Source organism: Streptomyces sp. NPDC050732 (assembly GCF_040654255.1).
Lineage (GTDB): Bacteria > Actinomycetota > Actinomycetes > Streptomycetales > Streptomycetaceae > Streptomyces.
Window position 1 is genome coordinate 1 of sequence record NZ_JBFAHP010000018.1, and the last position, 25,649, is coordinate 25,649.

Below are 25,649 nucleotides of genomic sequence, written 5' to 3' on the forward strand. Positions count from 1 at the left end.
GCGGAGCGGAATCGGCGGAGCCGACGCGACGCAGGAGCGCCCTTTACTGCCGGCCCGGAGGCGCCACACTCCGCAAAAAACCGGGCGGCCCCGGTGACCATCGAAGGCACCGGTCCACCGAAGTCTCCCCCCTCCCCCTGGTCGGCTTCGCGACAGAGTTGCCGCTCCCGGCGGGAGCCAAGGGCGCGTCGAGTTGGCCGACGCGCCGCCGCCCCGCCAGGGCGTGGCGGCAAGGAACCCCCGTACGCCCCAGGCCAAGGCGCCCAGCCCCACGCGTCACACGCGTACGCGGCCGAACTCCTCCTGTCCGAAAGGCCCCCGGCCTAGGTGCCGATTGCCGCGAGCGGGTGTCGGTGACTACCCGTCGTATCAAAGATGGCACCGAACGTCATGACCAGGTGGGTGTCACTGTCACCGTCCCCGTCACCGCATCCGCATCCGCATCCGCATTCGTATTCGGATTCGCATCCGCATTCGTATCGCACGACCGGAGGGCCCCATGACCAAGCGCAACCAACCCGACCAGCCGCATCAGCCCGAGCAGCCGACCCAGCCCGACCTTCAGGAGATGGACGAGCGGGAGGTGGCCGAGGCGATCGGGTCGGCTGCCCGTATCACCCTGGCCCCGGGCCCGCGCGAGGCCCGCGAGGCCCCCGCCGCCGCCCCGCAGCCCGACGACGAGTGGACGCTGCCCGGCGGCACCGCCTGGGTGTACCTCGCCGACCGGACGAAGGGCCTGACGCGGCCCGTCGTCCTCGGCGACGGCTTCAACAGCGGGCCGAGCGAGCTGGACTTCTCCTGGGAGATCCTGGAGCGCGGCCCGTACCCGTTCATCAGCGCGCTGCGGCAGCGCGGCTACGACGTCATCCTGCTCGGCTTCGACGAGCGGAGCGCGTCGATCCTGGAGAACGCCGAGGTCGCCAGGGCCGCGATCCTGGAAACCATCGCGCGGCGCAACGGCGATCACCCGCTGACGGTCGGCGGGTTCAGCATGGGTGGGCTCGTCACGCGGTACGCGCTCGCCAAGATGGAGCACGACGGCGGTACGGGCGAGAACGACCACCAGACCGCCCTGTACTTCTCGTACGACAGCCCGCACCGCGGCGCCTGGATACCCATCGCGCTCCAGTCGTTCGCGCACTACATCCGGCGCCTCAACGCGGCGTTCTCGAACCAGATGAACAGTCCGGCCGCCCGCCAGCTGCTCTGGCAGCACATCAGCGAGTGGGGCGACACCCCCGAGACGGACAAGGAGCGCGGCACCTTCCTCGCCGAGCTGGACCGGGTGGGCCGCTGGCCCTCGCGGCCGAAGAAGATCGGTGTGGCCAACGGCTCCCGCATCGGCGAGAGCAACGGCATCCCGGCCGGCGAGCAGGCCTTCCACGGCAAGGGCCTGGCGATCACCGGCACCCACCTGTACACGCAGTCCGCGGGCGAGGACCAGCTCGTCGCCCAGCTGCGGGTGGTGACCCTGCGCAGGCCGCGCATCCGCACCACGGGCCTGCCCGAGATCGACGGCGCGCCGGGCGGCACCCTGGAGGGCTTCGGCATCCTCGCCGACGAGCTGAACAAGATTCCCGCGCTGATCGGCCTCGGCTCCGAGGCGGACTTCCGCGAGCACTGCTTCGTGCCGACGGTCAGCGCGATCGCCCTGCGCGACATCGACACCCACGAGAAGCTGTACGCGCCGGTCACGGCCGCCGCCGAGGAGGAGAGCGAGCTGGACGAATTCCTCTGCGCCTCCCGGAACGAGGGCCACACCCTCGTGACCGAGGAACTCTGCAGCTGGATCCTGGACCGCCTGCCGTAACCCGGGAAGCCCGGGAAGTCCGGGAAACGCCCGAGGGCGGCACCTCTTCCTGAGAAGGGGTGCCGCCCTCGGTACGTGAGGACAGTGATCAACCAGAGGTCGATCAGAAGTCCATGTCACCGCCCGGCATGCCGCCGCCGGCCGGGGCAGCGCCCGCCTTCTCCGGCTTGTCGGCGATGACGGCCTCGGTGGTGAGGAACAGCGCAGCGATGGAGGCGGCGTTCTGCAGGGCAGAGCGCGTCACCTTCGCCGGGTCGAGGATGCCCTCGGCGATCATGTCGACGTACTCACCGGTCGCGGCGTTCAGGCCGTGGCCGACGGTCAGGTTGCGCACCTTCTCGACGACGACACCGCCCTCAAGGCCGGCGTTGACCGCGATCTGCTTCAGCGGGGCCTCAAGGGCCAGCTTCACAGCGGCGGCACCGGTGGCCTCGTCGCCGTCCAGCTCCAGCTTCTCGAAGACCTGGGAGGCCTGCAGCAGGGCCACGCCACCACCGGCGACGATGCCCTCCTCGACGGCCGCCTTCGCGTTGCGAACGGCGTCCTCGATGCGGTGCTTGCGCTCCTTGAGCTCGACCTCGGTCGCGGCACCGGCCTTGATGACGGCCACGCCGCCCGCGAGCTTCGCCAGGCGCTCCTGGAGCTTCTCGCGGTCGTAGTCCGAGTCGCTGTTCTCGATCTCGGCGCGGATCTGGTTGACGCGGCCCTGGACCTGGTCGCTGTCACCGGCACCGTCGACGATGGTCGTCTCGTCCTTGGTGATGACGACCTTGCGGGCGCGGCCGAGCAGGTCGAGACCGGCGTTCTCCAGCTTGAGGCCGACCTCCTCGGAGATGACGGTGCCACCGGTGAGGATGGCGATGTCGCCGAGCATGGCCTTGCGGCGGTCACCGAAGCCCGGGGCCTTGACGGCGACGGACTTGAAGGTGCCACGGATCTTGTTGACGACGAGCGTGGACAGCGCCTCGCCCTCGACGTCCTCCGCGATGATCAGCAGCGGCTTGCCCGACTGCATGACCTTCTCCAGGAGCGGAAGGAGGTCCTTCACGTTGGAGATCTTGGAGTTGACGATCAGGATGTACGGGTCGTCGAGCGACGCCTCCATACGCTCCATGTCGGTGGCGAAGTACGCCGAGATGTAGCCCTTGTCGAAGCGCATACCCTCGGTGAGCTCCAGCTCCAGACCGAAGGTCTGGGACTCCTCGACGGTGATGACGCCTTCCTTGCCGACCTTGTCCATGGCCTCGGCGATGAGCTCGCCGATCTGGGTGTCGGCGGCGGAGATGGAGGCCGTCGAAGCGATCTGCTCCTTGGTCTCGACATCCTTCGCCTGCTCAAGGAGGGCGCCGGAGACCGCCTCGACGGCCTTCTCGATGCCGCGCTTCAGAGCCATCGGGTTGGCGCCGGCGGCCACGTTGCGCAGACCCTCGCGCACCAGGGCCTGGGCCAGGACGGTCGCGGTCGTCGTGCCGTCACCGGCGACGTCGTCCGTCTTCTTCGCGACCTCCTTGACCAGCTCGGCGCCGATCTTCTCGTACGGGTCCTCGAGCTCGATCTCCTTGGCGATGGAAACACCATCGTTGGTGATCGTGGGGGCGCCCCACTTCTTCTCGAGGACGACGTTGCGACCCTTGGGGCCCAGGGTCACCTTGACGGCGTCGGCGAGCTGGTTCATGCCGCGCTCGAGGCCGCGCCGTGCCTCCTCGTCGAACGCGATGATCTTGGCCATGTGAAGTGGTCCTCCCGGACGGGGTGGAAAAGCAAGCAAACGGACCGTGCTGGTGCCCGCGACGGACGGACTGCTTGCCGTGTGGTTCCTTGCCCCACGCGGCCTGCGGACCTCACCGACCCGATCCAAGTTCTGTCACTCTCACTGGGAGAGTGCTAAGCCCAATGATTAGCACTCGACCCCCACGAGTGCAAGGTGCTCCCGCCAGATCCACCCCGCGCGCGGGAGCACGGACGCAGGCGCGGACGCACACGAGGGGCCCGTACCCCAGGTGGGATACGAGCCCCTCGCGATGCTTGCTTCGGTGGTCGATCGCGCCGAGCTAGACGGCGAGCTTGACCATGTCCGCCTGCGGACCCTTCTGGCCCTGCGAGATCTCGAACTCGACTCGCTGACCTTCTTCAAGGGTGCGGTAGCCGTCCATCTGGATCGCGCTGTAGTGGACGAAAACATCCGCACCACCGTCGACCGCGATGAAGCCGTACCCCTTCTCCGCGTTGAACCACTTGACGGTGCCCTGAGCCATGCCTAACTCCCCTATTACTGGCCCTTGCACAGGACCGCACTTCGCGGACCCGGGTCAGACCTCACCCCCCACTGGTTGGGGGTGTGCGCCGGAACGCGTCGACCGCCGCTGAATGTATCTGTCCAACTGCCGTCTGCAACAGGTCAATCGGACGAGAATTCTGGGCGCGCCCGATCGGTAATATGCGGAGAATTCACCGGAATTCAGGGCAAGTCGGGCCAGGCAAAAGGCACATAAGGCTCGAATGGGCAGTGCGCTTTGGCTACTTCTTGTCGGCTCCGGGCCGACTTCGTATATGCACTCGGCACTCACGGCGAAGCACGCTTCCCAACTGTACCGCGCTCAACCAAGCTGAATTGCCCCCTCCGTTTCTCTCGCGGAGGGGGCAATTCGAATGACGCAGGGTGCTTGCGGAAAGTTCAGCCGCCGGCGACGGCGGGAATGATCGAGACGCCCGCGCCGTCCGGCGTGGCCGTCTCCAGGCCCTGCTCGAAGCGGACGTCGTCGTCGTTCACGTACACGTTGACGAAGCGGCGCAGCTTGCCCTGGTCGTCCAGGACGCGGGCGGCGATCCCGGTGTGGTTCTTCTCCAGGTCGGCGATGACCTCACCCAGGTTCGCCCCCTCGGCGGCGACCTCGGCCTTGCCGCCGGTGTAGGTGCGCAGAATGGTGGGGATACGGACGTTGACGCTCATGGAGTTCACCTCGGTGATTCAGGGGGCGATCAGGTGGCGCGCCCCTCCAGGGGCGCGGGGAACTGCGCGAGGACGGACCACGACCCGCGGTCGACAGCGGACCGCGGGCCCTACGGCGACTAGTCGGCGAGCCCCGCGGCACGGAACGCGTCGAGGCTCGGCTTGATCGTCGCCGTCGCCTGAGACGTCTCGGCAACAGCGTCAAGCGTCTTCAGACCGTCCCCGGTGTTCAGGACAACCGTGGTGAGGGCCGGGTCAAGAAGCCCCACCTCGAAAAGCTTTTTCGTGACGCCCACCGTCACACCCCCCGCCGTCTCCGCGAAGATCCCTTCCGTGCGGGCGAGAAGCTTGATCGCCTCGACGACCTGCTCGTCGTTGACGTCCTCCACCGCCCCGCCCGTGCGGCGCGCGATGTCCAGGACGTACGGCCCGTCGGCGGGGTTGCCGATGGCCAGCGACTTGGCGATGGTGTTCGGCTTCTGGGGGCGTACGACGTCGTGGCCGGCCTTGAAGGCGGTCGAGACCGGCGAGCAGCCCTCGGCCTGCGCGCCGAAGATCTTGTACGGCTTGTCGGCCACCAGGCCGAGGGCGATGAGCTCCTTCAGACCCTTGTCGATCTTCGTGAGCTGTGAGCCGGAGGCGATCGGGATGACGAGCTGGTCGGGCAGCTCCCAGCCGAGCTGCTCGCAGATCTCGTACGCGAGGGTCTTGGAGCCCTCGCCGTAGTACGGCCGCAGGTTGACGTTGACGAAGCCCCAGCCCTCGCCCAGCGGGTCGCCGATGAGCTCGGAGCAGAAGCGGTTCACGTCGTCGTAGTTGCCCTCGATGCCGACGAGTTCGCCGCCGTAGACCGCGGCCATGACGACCTTGCCCTGCTCCAGGTCGTGCGGGATGAACACGCAGGAGCGGAAGCCGGCGCGGGCGGCGGCGGCGCCGACGGCGCCCGCGAGGTTGCCGGTGGAGGAGCAGGAAAGCGTGGTGAACCCGAAGGCGCGTGCCGCTTCGAGGGCCTGTGCGACGACGCGGTCCTTGAAGGAGTGCGTGGGGTTGCCGGAGTCGTCCTTGACGAACAACTTGCCCTGCTGGGCGCCGAGTTCACGGGCGAGGTTGTCGGCCTTGACGAGCTGGGTCCAGCCGGGGTTCAGGTTCGGCTTGTCGGCCACGTCGGCGGGGACGGGGAGCAGCGGGGCGTAGCGCCAGATGTTGGCGGGGCCGGCCTCGATCTGCTTGCGGAGGGCTTCCGGGTCGCCGAGGGGCAGGTCGTACGCGACTTCGAGGGGGCCGAAACACTCGGCGCAGGCGAAGATCGGGCCGAGCGGGAACGTGGTGCCGCACTCACGGCAGGAGAGGCCGGAGGCGGGTCCGAGGTCGACGGAAGGGGTGGTGCTTTCGGTGGCGACAGTCTGCACAGCCATGGAGGCGAGGCCCTTTCTCCTCATCTTCCTCGCGACGCATCTCGCCGCGAGACGGAATTGGCACCTTCCCCACCGTGACCTCGCGGTCGGCGGGAGGGTTGCCGGGGCTTCAACGGGCCGTTTCCCTCTGCCCCTCTGGATGAGCGGTTTTCGATTATGGGTTTCAGTTGTTCATCTCAACGCGACGGTGACCCCGACATGCGATGGTCCCGGGCGTTGTTCAAGACTGTAACCGAAGCCCCGGACCCTTGAGATAGTCGTCCGAACCGCGAGATGGATCACATCGATCACCTCATCGATCACCCATGGGAGGACCGCGACCGTGCTGGAAGAGGTCGAGCGCTGGCTCAGCAGGCGTTCCTGGTCGGTCGCCGACCGGCCGCAGGACCGGCTTGCCGACGCCAAGCGTGCCGGCGGCGCCTCGGTGAGCGTCGTGCTGCCCGCGCTCGACGAGGAGGGGACGGTCGGCGAGATCGTCGCCGAGATACGCCGCGAGCTGATGGAGAAGGTCCCGCTGGTCGACGAGCTCGTGGTGGTCGACTCCGGTTCGACGGACCGGACGGCGGAGGTCGCCGCGGCGGCGGGCGCGAAGGTCGTTCGCCGCGACGAGATCCTGCCGCGCGTTCCGGCGGTGCCCGGCAAGGGCGAGGTGCTGTGGCGCTCGCTGCTGGTGACGAGCGGTGACATCGTCGCGTTCGTCGACGCGGATCTGCGGGAGTTCTCCGCGGACTTCGTCTCGGGGATAGTGGGCCCGCTGCTCACCGACCCGGACGTGGCCTTCGTGAAGGCGATGTACGACCGGCCGCTCGGCACGGCGGCGGGGCAGGGCGGCCGGGTGACGGAGCTGATGGCGCGGCCGCTGCTCAACATGCACTGGCCGCAGCTGGCGGGGTTCGTCCAGCCGCTCGGCGGCGAGTACGCGGCCCGCAGGTCGCTTTTGGAGCGGCTGCCGTTCCCCGTCGGGTACGGCGTGGAGCTCGGCCTGCTCGTCGACGCGCTGCACACGGTCGGCCTGGACGCGCTGGCGCAGGTCGACGTGGGGGTGCGCAAGCACCGGCACCAGGACGGGCAGGCGCTCGGGCGGATGGCGGCGGCGATCTACCGGACGGCACAGCTGCGGCTCGCGCGCGGGCATCTCGTACGTCCCGAGCTCACGCAGTTCGAGAGGGGTGAGCACGGCTTCGTGCCGCGGACGTACGCGGTCGACACGGAGGAGCGGCCGCCGATGAGCGGCATCGCCGAGTACGCGCACCGCCGCGTGGCGTGACCGTCCGGACGGGCGGGGTCCGGTCGCACGTTTGCCCGGCCCCGAACCGGGCTACGTTTTGCCACATGGTCTCCGAGCACGGTTCGTCAGCAGCACAGGTACTCGTCGCGTCCAACCGCGGCCCCGTCTCGTACACCGTCGGAGAGGACGGTGAGCTGACCGCCAGGCGTGGCGGCGGCGGCCTGGTCTCCGGGCTCAGCGCCATCGGCGACGAGGCGGACGCCCTGTGGGTGTGCGCGGCGCTCGGCGACGGCGACCGCGAGGCGGTGCGGCGCGGCGTCGGGGAACCGGGCGTACGGATGCTGGACATCGACGCGGACGTCCACGCGGACGCGTACAACGGCATCGCGAACTCGGTGCTGTGGTTCGTCCACCACCTGCTCTACCAGACGCCGTTGGAACCGGTCTTCGGACCGGAGTTCCGCGCACAGTGGGCGGCGTACGAGACGTACAACCGGGCGTTCGCCGAGGCGCTCGCCGAGGAGGCGGGTCCCGGGGCGGCCGTCCTGGTGCAGGACTACCACCTGGCGCTGGTGCCGGGCATGCTGCGGGAGCTCCGCGAGGACCTGCGCATCGGCCACTTCTCGCACACCCCGTGGGCGCCCGCCGACTACTTCCGGATGCTGCCGGACGACGTGGCCGAGCAGCTGCTGCGCGGGATGCTCGGCGCCGACCGGCTCGGGTTCCTCACCGGGCGGTGGGCGGACGCGTTCACGGAGTGCTGCGTGCGGCTCGTCGGCGGGACCTCCGGCACCCGGATCGGGGTGCACGGGCTCGGTGCCGACGCCGACTTCCTGCGGGAGCGGTCGCGGCGCGACGACGTCGAGGAGCGGATGCGGGCGCTGCGGGAGCAGGCGGGCAGCCACGAAGGCGAGGACCGGAAGCTGATCGTCCGGGTGGACCGGACGGAGCTGTCCAAGAACATCGTGCGGGGCCTGCACGCCTACCGCGAGCTGCTCGACACCCACCCCGAGTGGCGCGAGCGCGTCGTGCACGTCGCCTTCGCCTACCCGTCCCGGCAGGACCTGGTGGTCTACCGCGACTACACCGCGGAGGTCTCCCGGGTCGCCGACGACATCAACGCCACGTACGGGACGGACGGCTGGACCCCGGTGGTCCTGCACGTCAAGGACGACTTCGCGCGCTCACTCGCGGCCTACCGCATGGCGGACGTGGCCCTGGTCAACCCCATCCGCGACGGCATGAACCTCGTCGCGAAGGAGGTCCCCGTCGTCTCCGACGAGGGCTGCGCGCTGGTCCTCTCGCGGGAGGCGGGCGCCCACGAGGAGCTCGGCGACGACGCGCTCTCCGTGAACCCCTTCGACATCACGGCCACGGCGGAGGCCCTGCACACGGCCCTCCTGATGCCGCCGGAGGAGCGCGCCGAGCGCACGAAGCGCCTCGCGGCGGCGGCGACGGCGCTGCCGCCCGCGCAGTGGTTCCTGGACCAGCTGCGGGCGCTCACCGGCTGACCCCCAGGGGTCCGGTCAGGGCAGCCGGGCGGTGATCGCCGACAGCAGTCGTACGACACCCTGCGGGCCGTCCACGACCAGGTCGGCCCGCCCGGCCAGCTCCTTGACCTCCGCGCTGCCGCTGCACACGAGCAGGCCCGCGACACCGTCCGAGCGGAGCTTCTCCACGGCGCCGAAGGCGGGCAGGTCGCCGAGGTCGTCGCCCGCGTAGAGGACGGACTCGGCGCCCACCTCGCGCAGGTACTCGGCGAGGGCCACGCCCTTGTCCATGCCGGGCGGCCGCAGTTCAAGGACGAGGCGGCCCGGCTCGACGATCAGGCCGTGCCGGTGCGCCAGCTCGCCGAGCGGCTCGCGCAGCGCATCGAAGGCCGCCTGCGGGTCCTGCGCCCGGCGCGTGTGCACGGCGACGGCGCGGCCCTTCTCCTCTATCCACGAGCCGCGCCAGGCGCCGATCCCGTCCAGGAAGCCGGGCAGCTCGGCGCGCACGGCCGCGACCCCGGGGTGCGGCTCGGCGGCGCGGACCGTGCCGGTGACGGCGTCCCAGCGCTCGGCGCCGTAGTGCCCGAGGACCACGAGGTGCTCCAGGCCCGGCACGCCCGCGAAGCCGCCGTAGCGGACGGCGACGCCCGCGGGGCGGCCCGTGACGACCGCCACGGACCGCAGGCGGGGGGCGAGCGCGGCGAGCACCGGAGCGGCGTCCGGGTGGGCGCGCGCCTGTTCGGGATCGGGCACGATCGGGGCGAGCGTCCCGTCGAAGTCCAGCGCCACCACGGCGCGGTCCGGCCGGGCGAGGAACGCGGCGAGGCCGTCGCGCCCCGCGGGCGTCACGGGCTCGGGCAGGCCGGGCGGCTCGGGCAGGTCCGACAGCGAGTACGTAGGGTCACCCATGGGCCCGACCTTATCGGCGTCAGCGCTCGGCGCGCCGGGACTCCCGCACCCGGCGCAGCCGATTGACCGTAATCGGGTCGTGGGCGAGGGCCCGCGCGTCGTCCAGGAGGGCGTTCAGGACCTGGTAGTAGCGCACCGGCACCATGCCGAGCTCCTCGCGGATGGCGCGCTCCTTGGCGCCCGGGCCCGGCCACGGCCGCCGTTCGAGGGCGAGCACCGCGCGGTCCCGCTCGGAGAGGCCGTCCGGCCCCTCAGCCGGCTCCTGATCGGTCATGCCCGCCACGCTACTCCGCGTTCTCCGCGGTCATCGCCCGGGTCTGGATCCGGCTGAGCACCGACTTGGGGTCGCCGCCCTCGCCGACGGTCCTGCCGATGTCCTTCTTGATGTCCGCGGAGACCTGCGCCCAGGACGTCTTGCCCACCGGGTAGAGCTCCGAGGTGGGGAGTTCCTTGAGGAACTTGCCGAGCGCGGTGTGGCCGCGGTCCTTCGCCATCGCCTGCGACGCGGAGGTCGTCACGGGCAGGATGTCGTACTCGTTCGAGAACTCCAGCACGTTCTTCTTGCTGTAGACGTAGTCCAGGAACTTGCCGGCCTCCTTGCGGTGACCGTTCTGCTTGAACGCCATCATCCAGTCGGCGACGCCCATCGTGGCCTGCGCCTTGCCGTTGATGCCGGGCGCCGGCACCATGCCGAACTTCACGCCCTTCTTGGCGGCCATCTTCATGAGCGTCGGGTGGCCGTTGAGCATGCCGACCTCGCCGCGCGAGAACGCCGCGAACGCCTCGGCGCGGTTCAGCTCGGCGGGCGGCTTCGGCCCGGTCAGGCCCTTGCCGACGAGTTCGTCCCTGAGCCAGGCGAACGTCTTGGCGTTCTGGTCGGAGTCGAGGGCGTACGAACCGACGTTGTCGGTGTAGCCGCCGCCGCCGCTCAGCATCCACATCAGCGTCTCGGCGGGCGCCTCCTCGGGGCCCAGCGGCAGCGCGTACGGGATCTTCACGCCGCGCGCCTTGAGGGCCTTCGCGTCGGCCTGCAGCTCGCTCCAGCTCTGCGGCGGAGTGAGGTGGGCGTCCTTGAAGAGCTTGGTGTTGTAGAAGAGCAGACGCGTGGAGGAGGCGAACGGCATGCCGTACTGGATGCGGTTGACCTCGCCGGCCTGCGAGAGCGGCGCCAGGAAGTCGGCCTGTGTGGCGATGGAGAGGAGCTCGTCGGCCTCGTAGAGCTTGCCCTGCGCGGCGTAGTCGGCGTAGGCGCCGATCTGGGCCAGGTCGGGGGCCTCGCCCTTCTTGACCATCTCCTTGACCTCGCGGTCGACGTCGTTCCAGGAGTGAACGGTCACGTCGACCTTGATGCCGGGGTTCTCCTTCTCGAACCCCTCGACGACCTTGGCCCAGTACTTCTTCGAGCTGTTCGCCGCCGAGTCGCCGTAGTCGGCGGCCACCAGCTTGAGGGTGACGTCGCCGGAGTCGCCGGGACCGCCGCAGCCGGCGAGCACGCCCGCCATGCCCAGTGCGGCCACCGCCGCGGTCAGTCCTGTCACGCGCCGCTGCACAGCTGTCCCACCCTCGTTGCTTCCACAATCCGCTTGAACTGCGAGTTTCCCCCGAGTCCGGACACAAGGTCTACACCACCCGCGTATCACTTGTGCAACGGCGGTCCCGCCGATGACCATGGCGGGAGTTCCGCACCAGTCCCGCACCAGTCCCGCACTGACGAGGAGCACCGGCGCATGTCGCGTACCGCAGCAGAAATAGCCACCCAGCCCGCCTGCTGGCGCCGGGCGGTGGAGGCGGCCGCCACGTTCGAGGGGCTTCCGCGGCCGGGTGAGCGGGTCGCCGTCACCGGCTGCGGCACCTCGTGGTTCATGGCCATCGCGTACGCGGCGCTGCGTGAGGCGGCCGGTCTGGGCGAGACGGACGCCTTCGCGTCGTCGGAGTTCCCGGCCGGGCGGACGTACGACCGGGTCGTGGCCATCACCCGCTCGGGCACGACGACGGAGGTCCTGGACCTGCTGACCCGCCTCAAGGGCACGGTCCCGACGGTCGCCCTCACCGCCGACCCGAAGACCCCCGTCATGGACGCGGCGGACACCGTGGCGGTCCTGGACTGGGCGGACGAGGAGTCGGTCGTCCAGACCCGCTTCGCGACGACGGCCTTCGCCTTCCTGCGGGCCGGACTCGGCCACATCCCCGGCCTCAAGACGGTGGCCGAGGCGGCCGTCGACGCGGAGCTCGCGGTGACCGAGCCGCTCCCGGCGGCGGTGCTCGGCGCGGAGCAGTGGACGTTCCTGGGCCGCGGCTGGACGTACGGCCTGGCCCTGGAGGCCGCCCTCAAGATGCGGGAGGCGGCCGGCGCCTGGACGGAGGCGTACCCGGCGATGGAGTACCGCCACGGTCCCATCTCCATTACCGGCCCCGGCCGGGTGGCCTGGATGTTCGGGACGCTGCCGGAGGGGCTCGCGGGGGACGTGGCCCGCGTCGGCGGCGAACTGGTCGCCCGCCAGGAGACGGACCCCCTCGCCGACCTCGTCCGCGCCCAGCGCCTGGCGGTGGCCCTGGCGGAATCCCACGGCCAGGACCCGGACCGCCCCCGCAACCTCACGCGCAGCGTGATCCTGAGCTGAGGCCGGCGGGCCGCCTCGGTGGCGCCGTCAGCCCCCGATGGCCCCACAAGCGGACAGGTGCGGTGAAAAGGATCGTCCTCCCGGCACGGGAGAGTGAAGTGGACTAGACCTGTCACGGACGACGCGCGAGACTGTTCCCCGTGAGACACGTCATCGCCCTCGATGTGGGCGGCACCGGAATGAAGGCCGCCCTGGTCGGGGGCGACGGCACCCTGCTGTACGAGGCGCGCAGGCCCACGGGACGCGAGCGCGGCGCCGACGCCGTCGTCGAGTCCATCCTCGGCTTCGCCGCGGATCTGCGCGCCCACGGCGTCGAGCGGTTCGGGGAGCCCGCCGCCGCGGCGGGAGTCGCCGTGCCCGGCATCGTCGACGCCGGGCGGGGCGTGGCCGTGTACGCGGCCAACCTCGGGTGGAGCGACGTCCCCCTGCGGGACCTCCTCAGCGCCCGCCTGGAGGGCATCCCCGTGGCCCTGGGCCACGACGTCCGCACGGGCGGCCTCGCCGAGGGCCGCATAGGGGCGGGGAAGGGCGCGGACCGGTTCCTGTTCGTGCCGCTGGGGACCGGCATCGCCGGTGCCATCGGCATCGGCGGCGTCATCGAGCCCGGCGCCCACGGCTCGGCCGGCGAGATCGGGCACATCGTCGTACGCCCGGGCGGCCCGCCCTGCGGCTGCGGCCAGCGCGGCTGCCTGGAGCGCCTCGCGTCCGCGTCCGCGGTCAGCAGGGCGTGGGCCGAGGCGAGCGGCGACCCGGAGGCGGACGCCGCGGACTGCGCGAAGGCCGTGGAGTCCGGCGACCCGAGGGCCCAGGAGGTCTGGCGGAACGCCGTCGACGCCCTGGCCGACGGCCTGCTCACCGCCCTCACCCTGCTGGACCCGCACACCCTGATCATCGGTGGCGGTCTCGCGGAGGCCGGGGAAACCTTGTTCACGCCGTTGCGGGCCGCCGTCGCGGCGCGCGTCGTGCAGTTCCAGACGCTGCCGGAGATCATGCCCGCGGCCCTCGGCGACACCGCCGGGTGCCTGGGCGCGGGCCTGCTGGCCTGGGACCTGCTCCAAACGAAAACCCATCCCACGGAGGTAGCCACCTGATGGCCACTAGCAAGGTTCTCGCCGGTGCCCAGGTGGTGCTGCCCACCGGAACCGTCCCGAACGGCCGCGTGATCGTCGACGGCACCCGCATCGCGGGGAGCCCTCCCAGGGACGGCGAGACCCTCGACCTCACCGGCCACTGGGTCGTCCCCGGCTTCGTCGACCTCCACAACCACGGCGGCGGCGGCGCCTCCTTCACCTCGGGCACGGTCGAGGACGTCCTGAAGGGCGTCCACACCCACCGCCTGCACGGCACCACGACCGTCGTCGCCTCGACCGTCACCGGCGAGATGGACTTCCTCGCCCAGCGGGCCGGCGTGCTCTCCGAGCTCGCCGAGCAGGGCGACATCGCGGGCATCCACTTCGAGGGCCCGTTCATCTCGCCGTGCCGCAAGGGCGCGCACAGCGAGGGCCTGCTGCGCCACCCCGACCCCGCCGACGTCCGCAAGCTCCTCGACGCGGCCCGCGGCAGGGCGAAGATGTGCACGCTCGCCACCGAGCTGCCGGGCGGCCTCGACTCCGTGCGGCTCCTCGCCGAGCACGGCGTCATCGCGGCCATCGGCCACACGGACGCGACGTACGAGCAGACCGTCGAGGCGATCGACGCGGGCGCCACCGTCGCCACCCACCTCTTCAACGCCATGCCGGGCCTCGGCCACCGCGCCCCGGGCCCGATCGCCGCGCTCCTGGAGGACGAGCGGGTCACCGTCGAGCTGATCAACGACGGCACCCACCTGCACCCGGCCGCCTTCGAACTGGCCTTCCACCACGCGGGCGCCTCCCGCGTCGCCCTCATCACGGACGCCATGGACGCGGCGGGCTTCGGCGACGGCCGCTACATGCTCGGCCCGCTGGAGGTCGAGGTGAAGGACAGCGTGGCGCGGCTCGTCGAGGGCGGCTCGATCGCAGGCTCCACACTGACCCTGGACCGCGCGTTCAAGCGCTCGGTGACCGTCGACGGCCTCTCCGTCGAGGACACCGTCCGCGCGATCTCCGCCAATCCGGCCCGGCTCCTCGGTCTGGACGACCGGGTGGGCTCCCTGGAGCCGGGCAAGGACGCGGACCTGGTGGTCCTGGACTCGGCCTTCGACGTGAAGGGCGTCATGCGGAAGGGCGAATGGGTGGTTGAACCCTTTTAAGCCCCGACTCGGGTGATTTCACCACCCGTTCGCTTGTCCCGAACAGAAGGCGGTCGGCCCTCCCCCCTGGGCCAACCGCCTTCTGTTTGGCATGATCAGAGCCCAAGAGAGGCGAACGGCGAGCACGTTCGGACAGGCACTTCGGGGGTGGTACGCGTGATCCTCACCGTCACGCTGAACGCGGCCCTCGACCTCACCTACCGCGTCCCCGCCCTCGTCCCGCACACCACGCACCGCGTCACCGAGGTCGTCGAACGCCCGGGCGGCAAGGGACTGAACGTCGCCCGCGTGCTCGCCGCCCTCGGCCACGACGTGACGGTCACCGGCTTCGCCGGCGGCGACACCGGCCGCACCCTGCGCGAGCGCCTCGCCGCGGAGCCGCGCGTCACGGACGCGCTCGCCCCGGTCGCGGGCACCACCCGCCGCACCCTCGCCGTGGTCGACGCGGCGACCGGCGACACCACCCAGCTCAACGAGCCGGGCCCGACCGTCACCCCCGCCGAGTGGGCCGCCTTCCTGGACTCCTACGAGGAGTCGCTGCACCGCGGCGACCTGGCCGCGGTCGCCCTCTGCGGCAGCCTGCCCCCCGGCGTCCCCGTCGGCGCGTACGCCCTGCTCATACGCGCCGCCCGCGCCGCCCGCGTCCCCGTCCTGCTCGACACCAGCGGGGAACCACTGCGCCGCGGCGTCGCCGCCCGCCCCGACATCGTCAAGCCCAACGCCGACGAGCTCGCCGAGCTGACCGGCTCCCACGAGCCGGCGCAGGCCACCCGTGACGCCCGCCGCAGGGGCGCGCACGCCGTCGTCGCCTCGCTCGGCGCCGACGGCCTCCTCGCGGTCACCCCGGACGGCGGCTGGCGCGCCCGGCCCCCGAAGCGGGTGCGCGGCAACCCGACCGGCGCCGGCGACTCGGCGGTCGCGGGGCTCCTCTCCGGGCTCGCCGAGAAGCTGCCGTGGCCCGACCGCCTGGCCCGCGCGGTGGCGCTGTCGGCGGCGACGGTGGTGGCGCCGGTGGCGGGCGAGTTCGACCCCTCCACGTACGAAGAACTGCTGCCCCGGGTCACGGTGACCGCCCAGGCCGCGGCAGCCTGAACCCACCGCTGCCCCGGCGGCGCGCACCATCGCACCTGATCGCAGAACCGCATCTCGCACCGCACAACGGGGCGCAGCGCCCCGGGAATTGGGGAGCACCGTGCCACTGGTCAGCACCGGCGAACTCGTCGCGGAGGCGCGCGCCGCGGGTCACGGCGTCGCCGCGTTCAACGTCATCACCCTGGAGCACGCGGAGGCGATCGCGCTCGGTGCCGAGCGGGCCGGGTCCCCCGCGGTTCTCCAGATCTCCGAGAACGCCGTGAAGTTCCACGGCGGCCGCCTCTCGGCCATAGCGGCGGCGACGGCGGCGGTGGCCCACGCGTCGACGGCCCGCCTCTCCCTCCACCTGGACCACGTGACGGACGTCGAGCTGCTGCGGGCCGCGCACCCGGAGGGCTTCAGTTCCGTCATGTTCGACGCGTCGAAGCTGTCGTACGGCGAGAACGTGAAGGCGACGGCGGACGCGGTCCGCTGGGGGCACGAGCGCGGCATCTGGGTCGAGGCGGAGCTCGGTGAGGTGGGCGGCAAGGAGGGCGAGGCCCCGCTGGACGCGCACGCGCCCGGGGTGCGCACGGACCCGGCGGAGGCGGCCGCCTACGTCGCCGACACCGGCGTCGACGCGCTCGCGGTGGCCGTGGGCTCCTCGCACGCGATGACGGAGCGCACGGCCACCCTGGACCACGAGTTGATCGCCTCCCTCGCGGCGGCCGTGCCCGTCCCCCTCGTGCTGCACGGCTCAAGTGGCGTACCGGACGCGGAGATCCGCCGGGCCATCGCGTCCGGCATGGTGAAGGTCAACGTCGGCACGGCCCTCAACACGGCGTTCACGGGCGAGGTCCGCGCGTACCTCGACGCTCACGAGAAGGGCGTGGACCCCCGGAAATACCTCGTCCCGGCTCGCGAGGCGATGGCCGGGACGGTGGCGGGGTTCCTGGGGCTGCTGAAGTAGCCCCAGGGGGGTTAACTACCGGTCTCCATGAGCCACATCTGGTCGATGTTCGCCCCGGTCGTGCCGCACAGGTCGCTCTGGGCGCAGGTGAGCGTGACCGTGTTGGTGCCCTTGGTGAGCTGGACCAGCGCCCAGGTGTGGGTCCAGCCCTTCTCCCAGTCGCCTTCCTCGGCGTGGGAGAAGTTCTCCATGTTCAGGGGACGGGTCTGCTTGTTGCCGTTGACGAGGATGGTGGCGTTGGAGTTCTTGCCGGGCACTCCGTAGTTCACCCACAGCTTGTACGCGCCGGCCTTGGGGATGCCGTTGACCGTCCACGTCACCTGGGCGCCGACCTTGTCGAACCCGGCCACGTAGACCCCGCCGGACGCCTTGGCGCCTTCGACGTCGGACGCCGTGGTCGTGCCGCCCTCCAGCTTCAGGGCCTTCGCGTCCGTCTTGGGCAGCTCGGCCGGCTTCTCGGGCTTCTTGCTCGGCTTCTCGCTGGGCTTGACGGACTCCGCCTGCGTCGGCTTGCCGCCCGCCTGCGGGTCGCCGCCCTTGTCGTCGTCGCCGCGGCCGAAGATCATCACGGCGCCGATGCCGATGGCGACCACGGCCACCACGGCGAGGGCGGCGATCAGCAGCCCCTTCGTGTTGGGGCCGCGCCCGCGCCCGCCGCCGTTCGCCGGCTGCATGGGCTGCGTCACGGGGGCGCCGCCGGGCTGCGCCTCGGGGGCGGTGTAGTGGGCGTTCGGCCGGCCGTAGGACTGCTGGGCCTGCTGCGGCACCTGCTGGCCGTAGGTCTGCTGGCCGTACGTCTGCTGCCCGTAGGCGGGGCGGCGGTCGCCGACCGCTCTGACCTGGTTGTACGAGGACCGGGGCCCCGGGTATCCGTAGCCGCCGCCACCGCTGGGCGGGGTCGCGCCGGCCGCCTGTCCGTCCTCGTAGAGGTAGCCGAACGGATCGTCGTCGCCCTGCGGCGCGCTCGGCGTGTTCTCGCCGTTATTGCCGGGCGTCATTCCCAGGTCACTCCCTTACATCGCTGACGCGGGGAGCCTACCCGGTCCGAGTGAGCCCAAGGGGTGGCCTTGACCTCATCGCAACCGCTATCCGGCCCGGCGGTGCTGCTTGGCACGTGAGCGTTTCTCCACGTACATCCGCTGGTCAGCGGAGTGCAACACTTCGTCGGCCGACATCCCGCAGTGCGCCCAGCCGATGCCGAAACTGGCCCCTACACGGACCGCTCTGCCGTCGACCCGGATCGGCGGGATGATCGCGTTCCGCAGGCGGACCGCGAGGTCCTGGGCGTCGGCGCGGCCGAGCCCGTCGGCGAGCACGACGAACTCGTCGCCGCCGAGCCGCGCCACCGTGTCCCCGTCCCGCACCCCGCTGGTGAGCCTGCGCGCCACCTCGATGAGGACGGCGTCACCGGTGTGGTGCCCGAACCGGTCGTTGATGGACTTGAAGCCGTCGAGGTCGCAGAAGAGGACGGCGAGCCCCTTGGTGCCGTCGTCCACGTCCCCCTCGCCGCCCGGCGGGGCGACGGTGTGGACGTGCGGGTCGAAGCCCTCGTCCTGCTGGAGCGAGGCGTGCCCGAAGTCGAAGCCGTGTTCGTAGGCGGCGTCGAGGGAGTCCACCGCGCTGGGCCGGCCCGCGTGGGGCCTGCGGCAGAGGCGGGCGCTGAGGCGGGCGCGCAGCTCGGCGGAGTTGGGCAGGCCGGTGAGGGAGTCGTGGCTGGCCCGGTGGGCGAGCTGCAGCTCGCGGCGCTTGCGCTCCTCGATGTCCTCGACGTGCGTGAGCAGGAAGCGGGGCCCGTCGGCGGCGTCGGCGACCACGGAGTTGCGCAGGCTCACCCACACGTACGTCCCGTCGCGCCGTGCGAGCCGCAGCTCGGCGCGGCCGCCCTCGGCGGAGGTGCGCAGGAGCGTCCCGATGTCCTCGGGGTGCACGAGGTCGGAGAACGAATAGCGCCGCATGGCGGAGGCGGGGCGTCCCAGGAGGCGACAGAGCGCGTCGTTGGTCCGCAGGATCCGGCCGTGCTGGTCGCCGCCCATCTCGGCGATGGCCATGCCGGAGGGGGCGTACTCGAAGGCCTGCCGGAAGCTCTCCTCGCTGGCCCGCAGCGCCTGCTGCTCCCGCTCCAGGCGGACCAGGGCGCGCTGCATGTTGGCCCTGAGCCGCGCGTTGCTGATCGCGATGGCGGCCTGGAACGCGTACATCTGGAGGGCCTCGCGGCCCCAGGCGCCGGGCCTGCGGCCGTTGCGCGGCCGGTCCACGGAGATCACGCCGAGCAGTTCGCCGCCGGCCGCCCCGGTCGCGTACATGGGGGCGAAGAGGCGGTCGGAGGGGTGCCACTCGTCCTCGAAGCGGGGCTCGGGCCCTTCCGTGTACCACTGCGGGACGTCGTCGTCGTCGAGGACCCAGCCCTCGGTGTGCGAGATGAAGCGCAGCGCGCCCCACGCCTCACCCATCGCGAGGCGGCGCTCCCAGGCGTCGCGGGAGCCGACACGTCCGGTGATGAGGGCCTCGGCGGAGGGGTTGCCCGCGAAGGCGGCGACGACGAGATCGCCGTCGGGGCGCACGAGATTGACACACGCCAGTTCATAGCCAAGGCCGTTGACGACGCCGTCGGCGACGGTCTGCAGCGTGTCCGCCAGGCTCCGGGCCGTGTTCAGCTCCGCTACCACCTGGTGCAGCTGCCGCAGGGTCGCAAGACGGACGTACGGCTCCGACTCGGTCTCCATGCTCGTTCTCCCCGAGACCTCGACAGCAACTCCAGGATGCGCAGCGCCCGCAGTGTTTCTTCCGTGGTGGTCTTCCGTGCCTTGTGCCTTTGTGCCCTCAGTGTCTTATTGCCACCGTCACTGAATCACAGCGAGCTGCCCACTCGGTACACAGGGTCAACAAAATATGGGTCCTGTGACTCAAGTCACAGGTGAGAAGCCGCCGTTGGTCCAGTCCCTTGGACTAGTCCACCGCATCGGGCGGCACCGCGTGCCAACTTTGCCGAGTCGTTTCCCGCGGGCGGCTCCGCCGCCGGTCCTAGGACCGGTCTGGGACCGGAGCCCGATGTTTCGAGGAGGGCGCACGGGCTAGCGTCGACGTCGTGGCTCACGTACTGAAGACTCTCCCGGCCCCGCCTTCCCCCCGTGTCCCGTCGAAGGATGGGCATGCTGATGGGGTGAGCAACGACGAGTTCCGCGCGGCGATGTCCCGCCTGGCCGCGGGCGTGGTCCTGGTGACGGCGCGCGAGCCCGGCCTGGACCCGGACGATCCGGCCGCGCCGGCGGGCGAGGACGTGGGCATGACGGCCACGGCCTTCCTCTCCGTCTCCCTCGACCCGCCCCTGGTCATGGTGAGCCTGCGCGAGGGCTCCCGGATGGACGACCTGCTCGCCGAGCAGCCCCTGTGGGGGGTGTCGGTCCTCTCGGAGAGCCAGCGGCACATCGCGGGCCGCTTCGCGATGAAGGGCCGGATCAGCGACCGGCTGCTCTTCGAGGACATCCCGTACGTGCGGGGTGCCGCGTCGGGCGCCCTGTTGGTCGGCGGTGCGCTGTCGACGCTGGAGTGCCGCACGGAGCAGACGGTGACGGCGGGCGATCACACGCTGGTGATCGGCCGCGTCCTGACTGCGTCGCTGCCCAGTGGGGAGGGCGGCCCTCTCCTGTACTTCCGCGGCCGCTACCGCCAGCTGGGCTAGCGCCTGTCAGGGGGCGCGCCCCGTCAGGGGCGCGGGGAACTGCGCGCTCAGCCCGCGACGGGCCGCAGTCGCGTCTGCCGAGACCCCGGCAGATGCGACTGCGGCTTTTCTGTGGTTGCTCGCGCAGTTCCCCGCGCCCCTATGGGGCGCACCCTGCACGGGGCGCGGCCCCGCACGGGGCTAGCCCCAGCCCTGTCCCGAGCGCCCCCGCTTGGTCTCGCTGCGCGCCTTCTTGTTGCGGAGGCGCCGTTCGTTGATGCCGCGAGGAACCTTCGTGGCGCGGCGCGGCTTGGGCGGCGGCGCGGTGGCCTCCGCGAGGAGGGATGCGAGCCGGGTGGCCGCCATCTCCCTGTTCCGCCACTGGGAGCGGTGCTCGCTCGCCCGTACGCTGACGACGCCGTCGACGAGCCGGGACGCGAGCCGCTCCAGGGCGCGCTGCTTCCACACCTCGGGGAGCGCCTCGGTGGCGGCGAGGTCGAACCGCAGCTCGACCTGGGAGTCACTGGTGTTGACGTGCTGCCCGCCCGGCCCCGACGACCGCGAGAAACGCCACATGAGCTCGGCCTCGGGCAGGGAGACGGAGCCGCGGATGGGATAGGGACCGGACATGCCTCCATGGTCCCGCGTCTGTCGGGCTCACGTCACACGCTTTTCCGGCAGGGGCGAAAGAAGGCACGAGTAAAGAAAGTAAAGCGATGCGGAACCCTGGGGACCCCGGTCGGCGTTGTTAGGGGTGACGGTAGCTTCGTCCCCAGTACGAAGCCCGTACGTATGCAACGAGGGAAGGGACTCCCAACAATGGCAGTAAGCCTGTCCAAGGGTGGCAACGTCTCGCTCACCAAGGAGGCTCCGGGCCTGACCGCCGTCACCGTGGGCCTCGGCTGGGACGTCCGCACCACCACTGGCACCGACTTCGACCTGGACGCCTCCGCGATCGCGGTGAACACCCAGGGCAAGGTCTTCTCGGACCAGCACTTCGTCTTCTTCAACAACAAGGCGACGCCGGACCAGACCATCGTCCACACCGGTGACAACGTCACGGGTGAGGGCGAGGGCGACGACGAGCAGATCAACGTGAACCTCGCGGGTCTGCCGGCCGACATCGAGAAGATCGTCTTCCCGGTCTCGATCTACGACGCCGAGAACCGCTCGCAGAACTTCGGCCAGGTGCGGAACGCCTTCATCCGCATCCTCAACCAGGCCGGCGGTGCGGAGATCGCGCGCTACGACCTCTCCGAGGACGCCGCCACCGAGACCGCCATGGTCTTCGGCGAGCTGTACCGCAACGGCGCGGAGTGGAAGTTCCGCGCCGTCGGCCAGGGCTACGCCTCGGGCCTGGTCGGCATCGCGCAGGACTTCGGTGTGAACGTCTGACGTGACGTGATGTGACGTGACCGGCCAGCCCCGTCCGACCTGACGCGGCCGGCCGCGACCGGCAGTCCGGAGGGCCCCGGCGGTGACACCGCCGGGGCCCTCCGGCGTCCGCGCCCGGCAACCCGCGCTCCCCTACGCTCTGCGCCATGATCGCCGAACTGCAATGCGTGGTCCTGGACTGCCCCGACCCCACGGCCCTTGCGGAGTTCTACCGGAAGCTCCTGGGCGGCACGGTGAACCACCCGGACCCCCGCTGGTCCACCAGCCCCGACTGGACGACCCTGCACACTCCCACGGGCCAGGTCCTCACCTTCCAGCGCGCCCGCGACCACGTACCGCCCCGCCGGCAGGACCCCACCGCCCCGCAACAGTTCCACCTGGACCTCCAGGTCCCCGACCTGGAGGCGGCCCGCGCCGGGGTCCTCGCGGCGGGCGCGACCCTCCTGGACGCGGAGACCGGCGGCACCGGCTGGCATGTCTACGCGGACCCGGCCGGGCATCCGTTCTGTCTGGTCCGCCACTGAACCGGGGCCTCGCCGGGGGCGGTCCCGTAACCCGTGTGGCGGCTGGTTCGTTGGCCTGGTCTGAGCGGTTGGTGGCCACGTGACCGCTGTTCCGATGAGAGCGGCACGTACGTACCACCTTCCTGATGGATCGTCGCGAACAAGGAGCGGTACGAAGTGGAAGCTACTGATCGTGTCCGGGATCTGTTGCGGAAGAACTTCGGGGTCCGCCTTGAGGACGTGTCCCCCGACACTCCGTTCCACCAGCTGCGCATCGACTCCCTCGCGCTGGAGGAGCTGCGCTGGCTGGTCGAGGACGAGTGCTCCGTCGACCTGGCCGACGTGAGCCTCAACTCGCGTGACACGGTCGCCACTTTGCTGAACGTCGTGCGCCAGAAGACCGCGGCGGAGTGACGGCCGCGACGAAGTGACGGCGCGACGGAGTGACGGCTGCGACGGAATCGGGAAGCACATGATCGAGGAACACATCCGCACTCTGAGCGTGCGAGGCGTGTCGTACACCTACCGCGAGATGCGCCGGCCGGCCCCCACCACCGAACCCGTGATCCTGATGGGCGGAATCCTGGAGGGCATGTACGACTGGACGTACCTGGAGGACGTGGTTCTGCCCACGACCAGCCTGATCACCGTCGACATGCCCGGCCTGGACCCCGCTGCCTTCCAGTCCCCGGATCAGAGCAGCATCGACAAGCTCGCCGAGGGGCTCGCGGCCATCGTCGCCGACACGGGCCACACCCGCGTGAACCTCTACGGCTACTCCCTCGGCGCGGCGGTCGCCTTCCACTACGCGCAGCGGCACCCCGGTCAGGTCGCGCGTCTCCTCATCGGCGGTGTGCCCGTCGAGCTCACGAAGGACATCGTCGCCCACCTGGGGCACGCCATCGGCAAGGCGAAGGCCGGTGACACGGCCGGTTTCGCCGACCACATGGCCGCCGGCCTGCTCTGCCTGGACGAGAGCCACCACGTCCACCGCCGGGCCCTGTCCCTCGGCTACGTCCGGCGCTCCCTGCGCGCCCTGGCCCGCGATCCGCAGAACGTCAACCTGCTGCAGACCGCCCTCACCGAACACCGCTCCCTGTCGGGCGGCCTGACGGGGGTGCCCACGCTGGTCTTCACCGGTGAGCACGACCATCTCCACACCCCTGAGCGGCAGCAGGCCTTCGCCGCCACGATCGACGGCAGCCGGTTCACCACGTTCCCCGACTGCGACCACATGCTGCCGCTGCAGCGCCCCGAAGCGGTCAGCTCCCTGGTCTCCTCGTTCCTCATGAACTCATGAACTCATGAACGACGGGGATGTACAGAACGCCGACTATTATGAATAATCAAATAGCCCGTCGAGCTGAAGAGTCGTAACGAAAAGAGGGCGCCGTGGCCGCTCCGCCCACCGCGTGGACCCGTGCCGCGCTGCCCCTCTGCCTGCTCGGGATCCTCGACAGCGAGGTGCGGAGTTACGGGTACGCCCTGCTCGGGCGGCTCGGAGAGGCAGGGCTCGACGGGGTCAAGGCCGCGACCCTCTATCCCGCCCTCACGCGCCTCGAAGAAGAGGGCGCCGTCGAGGTCGAGTGGGGTGCGGGGGACGGCGGGCCCGGGCGGAAGTACTACCGGATCACTGCGGAGGGGCGGGCGAGACTGCGGCGTGACCAGGCCGCCTGGGGGGCGTTCTCCCGGACCGTCGACTCGCTCCTCCCGGCGAAGCTCCCGGCGGAGGGGAACGAGAAATGAGCAGGACACGTACGACGGGTACGACGGGTACGACACGAACGCCTGAGGTCAGTTGGGCGCGCGAGGAGGACGAGGAGTGGGCCGCGACGGTCCACGTGCGGCTCGCGTTCGACGAGGACGTGCCCGTCGGGTTCGCCGAGCAGATGCTCGCCGAGGCACACCAACTGGTCGAGGAGGCCGGACAACCCGCCCTCGACGTGCTGGGGGACCCCACCGCGTACGCCCGTACCGTCGCCGCCGAACGCGTCAGCGAGCGGTACCGCGCCCAGCTCGACACGCGCGGCCTGCGCCCCGGCGAACGGATCACCGCCTCCGTCGGGACGCTCGGGTTCCTCTGGGCCGCCGTCTTCGGCCTGTACTGGATCCAGGACGGGCTGTGGGTCGGGGTGGACCGGTCGTCGGCCGCGGGAGTCACGGGCATCGTGCTGACCGCCCTGCTGGCCTGTGTCGCCTTCGCCGCCCGCGCCGCCGGGCGCCTGCGGGGCATGTGGGCGTTCCTCGCCGGGGCCGCCGCCACCCTGGCGGGCGGGATCGCCTGCGCGACGGCCCTGTCCGACGAGCGGCTGTTCCGCGTGCCCGCCCCGGTGCTCATGCTGGCCGGCGCCGCGTGGGCCGTCGGCGCCTTCCTGCTCCCCGACACCACGATCGACCGCTGGTTCACGCCCGCACACCCGGCCGACGGCCCCGACGACGAGCGGTGGCTGACCCGCCTGGAGGGACTGCTGCGGGGCCGGCACGGCATGAAGGCCGGTGAGGCGCGCGGCCACGTACGGGAAGCGCGGCAGCACCTCGCCGAGGTCCGGCGGGACGGGCGCGCCGAGGACGTCTTCGGCGACGTCGAGATATACGCCCTGCGCCTCTCCGAGGGGCCGCGCAGGGCGCAGCGCGTCACGCGGCAGAAGTTCTACGGCGCGCTGACCTCGGCGCTGCTCTTCGGCGCCCTCACCGTCGACACACTGCTCGACCCGCAGGAGCGGTCGTCCGGCTGGGCGGCCTGCCTCGTGGGCGCGTTCGGCTGCGCGGCGTGGGGCGCGTTCACCGAATGGCGCACCCTGCGCAAGCAACGGACGTGAGCCCTCGTCGCACTGTCCGGGCCGTCGTAACCTGCCCGGCATGATCCTCGAACCGCTCATCGCCGTCGACGGTGCCCTGCCCGGTCACGTTCTCACCGAGGTGACCGCGCTGTACGCGTCGAACCGCGAGTTCTTCGCGCTCAGCGGCGACTTCCCCGATCCCGACGACATCCGCGTCGAGCAGGTCGCCAAGGCGCTCGCGGACGAGCTCGCCCAACCGGGCGCCGAGGTGCTCCTCGCCCGCTCGCGCGGGCGGCTCGTGGGCATCGCCCTCACGCTCGGCCGGCACCCCGACCCCACGGACCCCGACCCCTGGATCGGGCTCCTGATGGTCGACGCGGCCGTGCACCGCGGCGGCCTGGGGCGGGAGTTGGCGTCGCTCGTCGAGGAGCGGTTCCGGAGCGCGGGGCGCGACGCCGTGCGCCTCGCCGTCCTGGAGAACAACCCGAAGGCCCTGCGCTTCTGGACCGCGCTCGGCTACCTCGTCATCGGCCACCGCGAGGACCGCGCCCTGCACCGCCCGTGCGCGGTCCTGCGCAAGCGGCTCTGAGCACCGTGCCGGGGCACGGAGACCGATCCA

The 25,649-nt window shown here is 71.2% G+C and carries 26 protein-coding genes and 1 riboswitch; of the genes, 16 read left to right on the plus strand and 10 right to left on the minus strand.

Translation table 11 applies throughout. The features are described 5' to 3' along the window. Positions 1-499 precede the first annotated feature (499 nt). Positions 500-1,810 carry a hypothetical protein gene (locus AB0H82_RS17945; protein WP_362993738.1) on the plus strand — a complete coding sequence of 437 codons (1,311 nt, stop codon included), beginning with the start codon at positions 500-502 and terminating at the stop codon, positions 1,808-1,810. 103 nt (positions 1,811-1,913) lie between these two features. Here AB0H82_RS17945 and groL read toward each other — a convergent pair whose 3' ends face one another. From groL to thrC, 4 genes are all read right to left on the minus strand, one after another. Further along, positions 1,914-3,539, minus strand: a complete 1,626-nt coding sequence (gene groL / locus AB0H82_RS17950; protein ID WP_076685541.1) for a chaperonin GroEL — start codon at positions 3,537-3,539, stop codon at positions 1,914-1,916. Positions 3,540-3,861: 322 nt separating this feature from the next. Next, positions 3,862-4,065, minus strand: coding sequence for a cold-shock protein (locus tag AB0H82_RS17955; protein WP_005315736.1), 204 nt, complete (start codon positions 4,063-4,065; stop codon positions 3,862-3,864). A 419-nt stretch (positions 4,066-4,484) separates the two neighbouring features. Continuing rightward, positions 4,485-4,760, minus strand: a complete 276-nt coding sequence (locus AB0H82_RS17960) for a MoaD/ThiS family protein (protein WP_150217764.1) — start codon at positions 4,758-4,760, stop codon at positions 4,485-4,487. A gap of 119 nt (positions 4,761-4,879) precedes the next feature. Beyond that, positions 4,880-6,199 (minus strand): threonine synthase, encoded by a 1,320-nt coding sequence (gene thrC, locus AB0H82_RS17965; protein WP_362993741.1) that lies wholly within the window; start codon positions 6,197-6,199, stop codon positions 4,880-4,882. Then, positions 6,193-6,321: riboswitch (SAM riboswitch) on the minus strand. Its footprint overlaps the gene before it by 7 nt. Before the next feature lie 176 nt (positions 6,322-6,497). Between thrC and AB0H82_RS17970 the strand changes: the two genes are divergently transcribed. Together AB0H82_RS17970 and AB0H82_RS17975 are read left to right on the plus strand one after the other, a co-directional pair. Continuing rightward, entirely contained in the window at positions 6,498-7,442 is a 945-nt protein-coding gene (locus tag AB0H82_RS17970; protein ID WP_362993743.1) for a glucosyl-3-phosphoglycerate synthase, read from the plus strand. Between the two features lie 65 nt (positions 7,443-7,507). Further along, positions 7,508-8,914, plus strand: a complete 1,407-nt coding sequence (locus AB0H82_RS17975; RefSeq protein WP_362993745.1) for a trehalose-6-phosphate synthase — start codon at positions 7,508-7,510, stop codon at positions 8,912-8,914. Between the two features lie 15 nt (positions 8,915-8,929). Here the strand turns inward: AB0H82_RS17975 and otsB are convergent, their stop codons facing one another. The 3 genes from otsB to AB0H82_RS17990 are packed head-to-tail and all read right to left on the minus strand — an operon-like array spanning position 8,930 to position 11,304. Next, the gene (gene otsB / locus AB0H82_RS17980; protein ID WP_362993747.1) at positions 8,930-9,802 is read right to left on the minus strand and encodes a trehalose-phosphatase; all 873 of its coding nucleotides are present in this window, start codon (positions 9,800-9,802) and stop codon (positions 8,930-8,932) included. Between the two features lie 19 nt (positions 9,803-9,821). Further along, positions 9,822-10,076 carry a DUF3263 domain-containing protein gene (locus AB0H82_RS17985; RefSeq protein WP_362993749.1) on the minus strand — a complete coding sequence of 85 codons (255 nt, stop codon included), beginning with the start codon at positions 10,074-10,076 and terminating at the stop codon, positions 9,822-9,824. A 10-nt stretch (positions 10,077-10,086) separates the two neighbouring features. Then, complete coding sequence (locus tag AB0H82_RS17990) at positions 10,087-11,304, minus strand: extracellular solute-binding protein (RefSeq protein WP_362994003.1); 1,218 nt, start codon at positions 11,302-11,304, stop codon at positions 10,087-10,089. Between the two features lie 225 nt (positions 11,305-11,529). Here AB0H82_RS17990 and AB0H82_RS17995 point away from each other — a divergent pair, with 225 nt between their 5' ends. The 5 genes from AB0H82_RS17995 (at position 11,530) to AB0H82_RS18015 (ending at position 16,694) form a co-directional block, all read left to right on the plus strand. Next, positions 11,530-12,423, plus strand: coding sequence for a sugar isomerase (locus tag AB0H82_RS17995; RefSeq protein ID WP_362993751.1), 894 nt, complete (start codon positions 11,530-11,532; stop codon positions 12,421-12,423). Positions 12,424-12,563: 140 nt separating this feature from the next. After that, positions 12,564-13,514, plus strand: a complete 951-nt coding sequence (locus AB0H82_RS18000) for an ROK family protein (RefSeq protein WP_362993753.1) — start codon at positions 12,564-12,566, stop codon at positions 13,512-13,514. Next, positions 13,514-14,653, plus strand: a complete 1,140-nt coding sequence (gene nagA / locus AB0H82_RS18005; protein WP_362993755.1) for an N-acetylglucosamine-6-phosphate deacetylase — start codon at positions 13,514-13,516, stop codon at positions 14,651-14,653. The genes AB0H82_RS18000 and nagA overlap by 1 nt, the downstream gene beginning before the upstream one ends. 156 nt (positions 14,654-14,809) lie before the next feature. Further along, a complete protein-coding gene (locus tag AB0H82_RS18010) occupies positions 14,810-15,745 on the plus strand; it encodes a 1-phosphofructokinase family hexose kinase (protein ID WP_362993757.1) in 936 nt (311 codons plus the stop codon). Between the two features lie 100 nt (positions 15,746-15,845). Continuing rightward, entirely contained in the window at positions 15,846-16,694 is an 849-nt protein-coding gene (locus AB0H82_RS18015) for a class II fructose-bisphosphate aldolase (RefSeq protein WP_362993759.1), read from the plus strand. 11 nt (positions 16,695-16,705) lie between these two features. Here AB0H82_RS18015 and AB0H82_RS18020 read toward each other — a convergent pair whose 3' ends face one another. Continuing rightward, entirely contained in the window at positions 16,706-17,692 is a 987-nt protein-coding gene (locus AB0H82_RS18020) for a carbohydrate-binding protein (RefSeq protein ID WP_362993761.1), read from the minus strand. A gap of 87 nt (positions 17,693-17,779) precedes the next feature. Beyond that, positions 17,780-19,417, minus strand: a complete 1,638-nt coding sequence (cdgB, locus tag AB0H82_RS18025) for a diguanylate cyclase CdgB (protein ID WP_362993763.1) — start codon at positions 19,415-19,417, stop codon at positions 17,780-17,782. A gap of 374 nt (positions 19,418-19,791) precedes the next feature. On the opposite strand from cdgB, the gene AB0H82_RS18030 reads away from it, so the two are divergent. Continuing rightward, positions 19,792-20,373, plus strand: a complete 582-nt coding sequence (locus AB0H82_RS18030; protein WP_362994005.1) for a flavin reductase family protein — start codon at positions 19,792-19,794, stop codon at positions 20,371-20,373. A gap of 180 nt (positions 20,374-20,553) precedes the next feature. Here AB0H82_RS18030 and arfB read toward each other — a convergent pair whose 3' ends face one another. Further along, entirely contained in the window at positions 20,554-20,982 is a 429-nt protein-coding gene (gene arfB / locus AB0H82_RS18035; protein ID WP_362993765.1) for an alternative ribosome rescue aminoacyl-tRNA hydrolase ArfB, read from the minus strand. Positions 20,983-21,171: 189 nt separating this feature from the next. Between arfB and AB0H82_RS18040 the strand changes: the two genes are divergently transcribed. The 7 genes from AB0H82_RS18040 to AB0H82_RS18070 all read left to right on the plus strand — a co-directional run bounded on the left by AB0H82_RS18040 (position 21,172) and on the right by AB0H82_RS18070 (position 25,619). Next, complete coding sequence (locus tag AB0H82_RS18040; protein ID WP_098243324.1) at positions 21,172-21,747, plus strand: TerD family protein; 576 nt, start codon at positions 21,172-21,174, stop codon at positions 21,745-21,747. A gap of 146 nt (positions 21,748-21,893) precedes the next feature. Beyond that, positions 21,894-22,271 carry a VOC family protein gene (locus AB0H82_RS18045; protein WP_362993766.1) on the plus strand — a complete coding sequence of 126 codons (378 nt, stop codon included), beginning with the start codon at positions 21,894-21,896 and terminating at the stop codon, positions 22,269-22,271. 156 nt (positions 22,272-22,427) lie between these two features. Continuing rightward, positions 22,428-22,664: an acyl carrier protein gene (locus tag AB0H82_RS18050; protein ID WP_362993768.1), complete on the plus strand. Its 237-nt coding sequence runs from the start codon at positions 22,428-22,430 to the stop codon at positions 22,662-22,664. Between the two features lie 58 nt (positions 22,665-22,722). Next, complete coding sequence (locus AB0H82_RS18055) at positions 22,723-23,550, plus strand: alpha/beta hydrolase (RefSeq protein WP_362993770.1); 828 nt, start codon at positions 22,723-22,725, stop codon at positions 23,548-23,550. A gap of 92 nt (positions 23,551-23,642) precedes the next feature. After that, positions 23,643-23,996 (plus strand): PadR family transcriptional regulator, encoded by a 354-nt coding sequence (locus AB0H82_RS18060; RefSeq protein WP_362993772.1) that lies wholly within the window; start codon positions 23,643-23,645, stop codon positions 23,994-23,996. Continuing rightward, on the plus strand, positions 23,993-25,069 hold the full coding sequence (locus AB0H82_RS18065; protein ID WP_362993774.1) for a hypothetical protein: 1,077 nt from the start codon (positions 23,993-23,995) through the stop codon (positions 25,067-25,069). The genes AB0H82_RS18060 and AB0H82_RS18065 overlap by 4 nt, the downstream gene beginning before the upstream one ends. A gap of 40 nt (positions 25,070-25,109) precedes the next feature. After that, positions 25,110-25,619 (plus strand): GNAT family N-acetyltransferase, encoded by a 510-nt coding sequence (locus tag AB0H82_RS18070; RefSeq protein ID WP_362993776.1) that lies wholly within the window; start codon positions 25,110-25,112, stop codon positions 25,617-25,619. Positions 25,620-25,649: the final 30 nt, after the last annotated feature.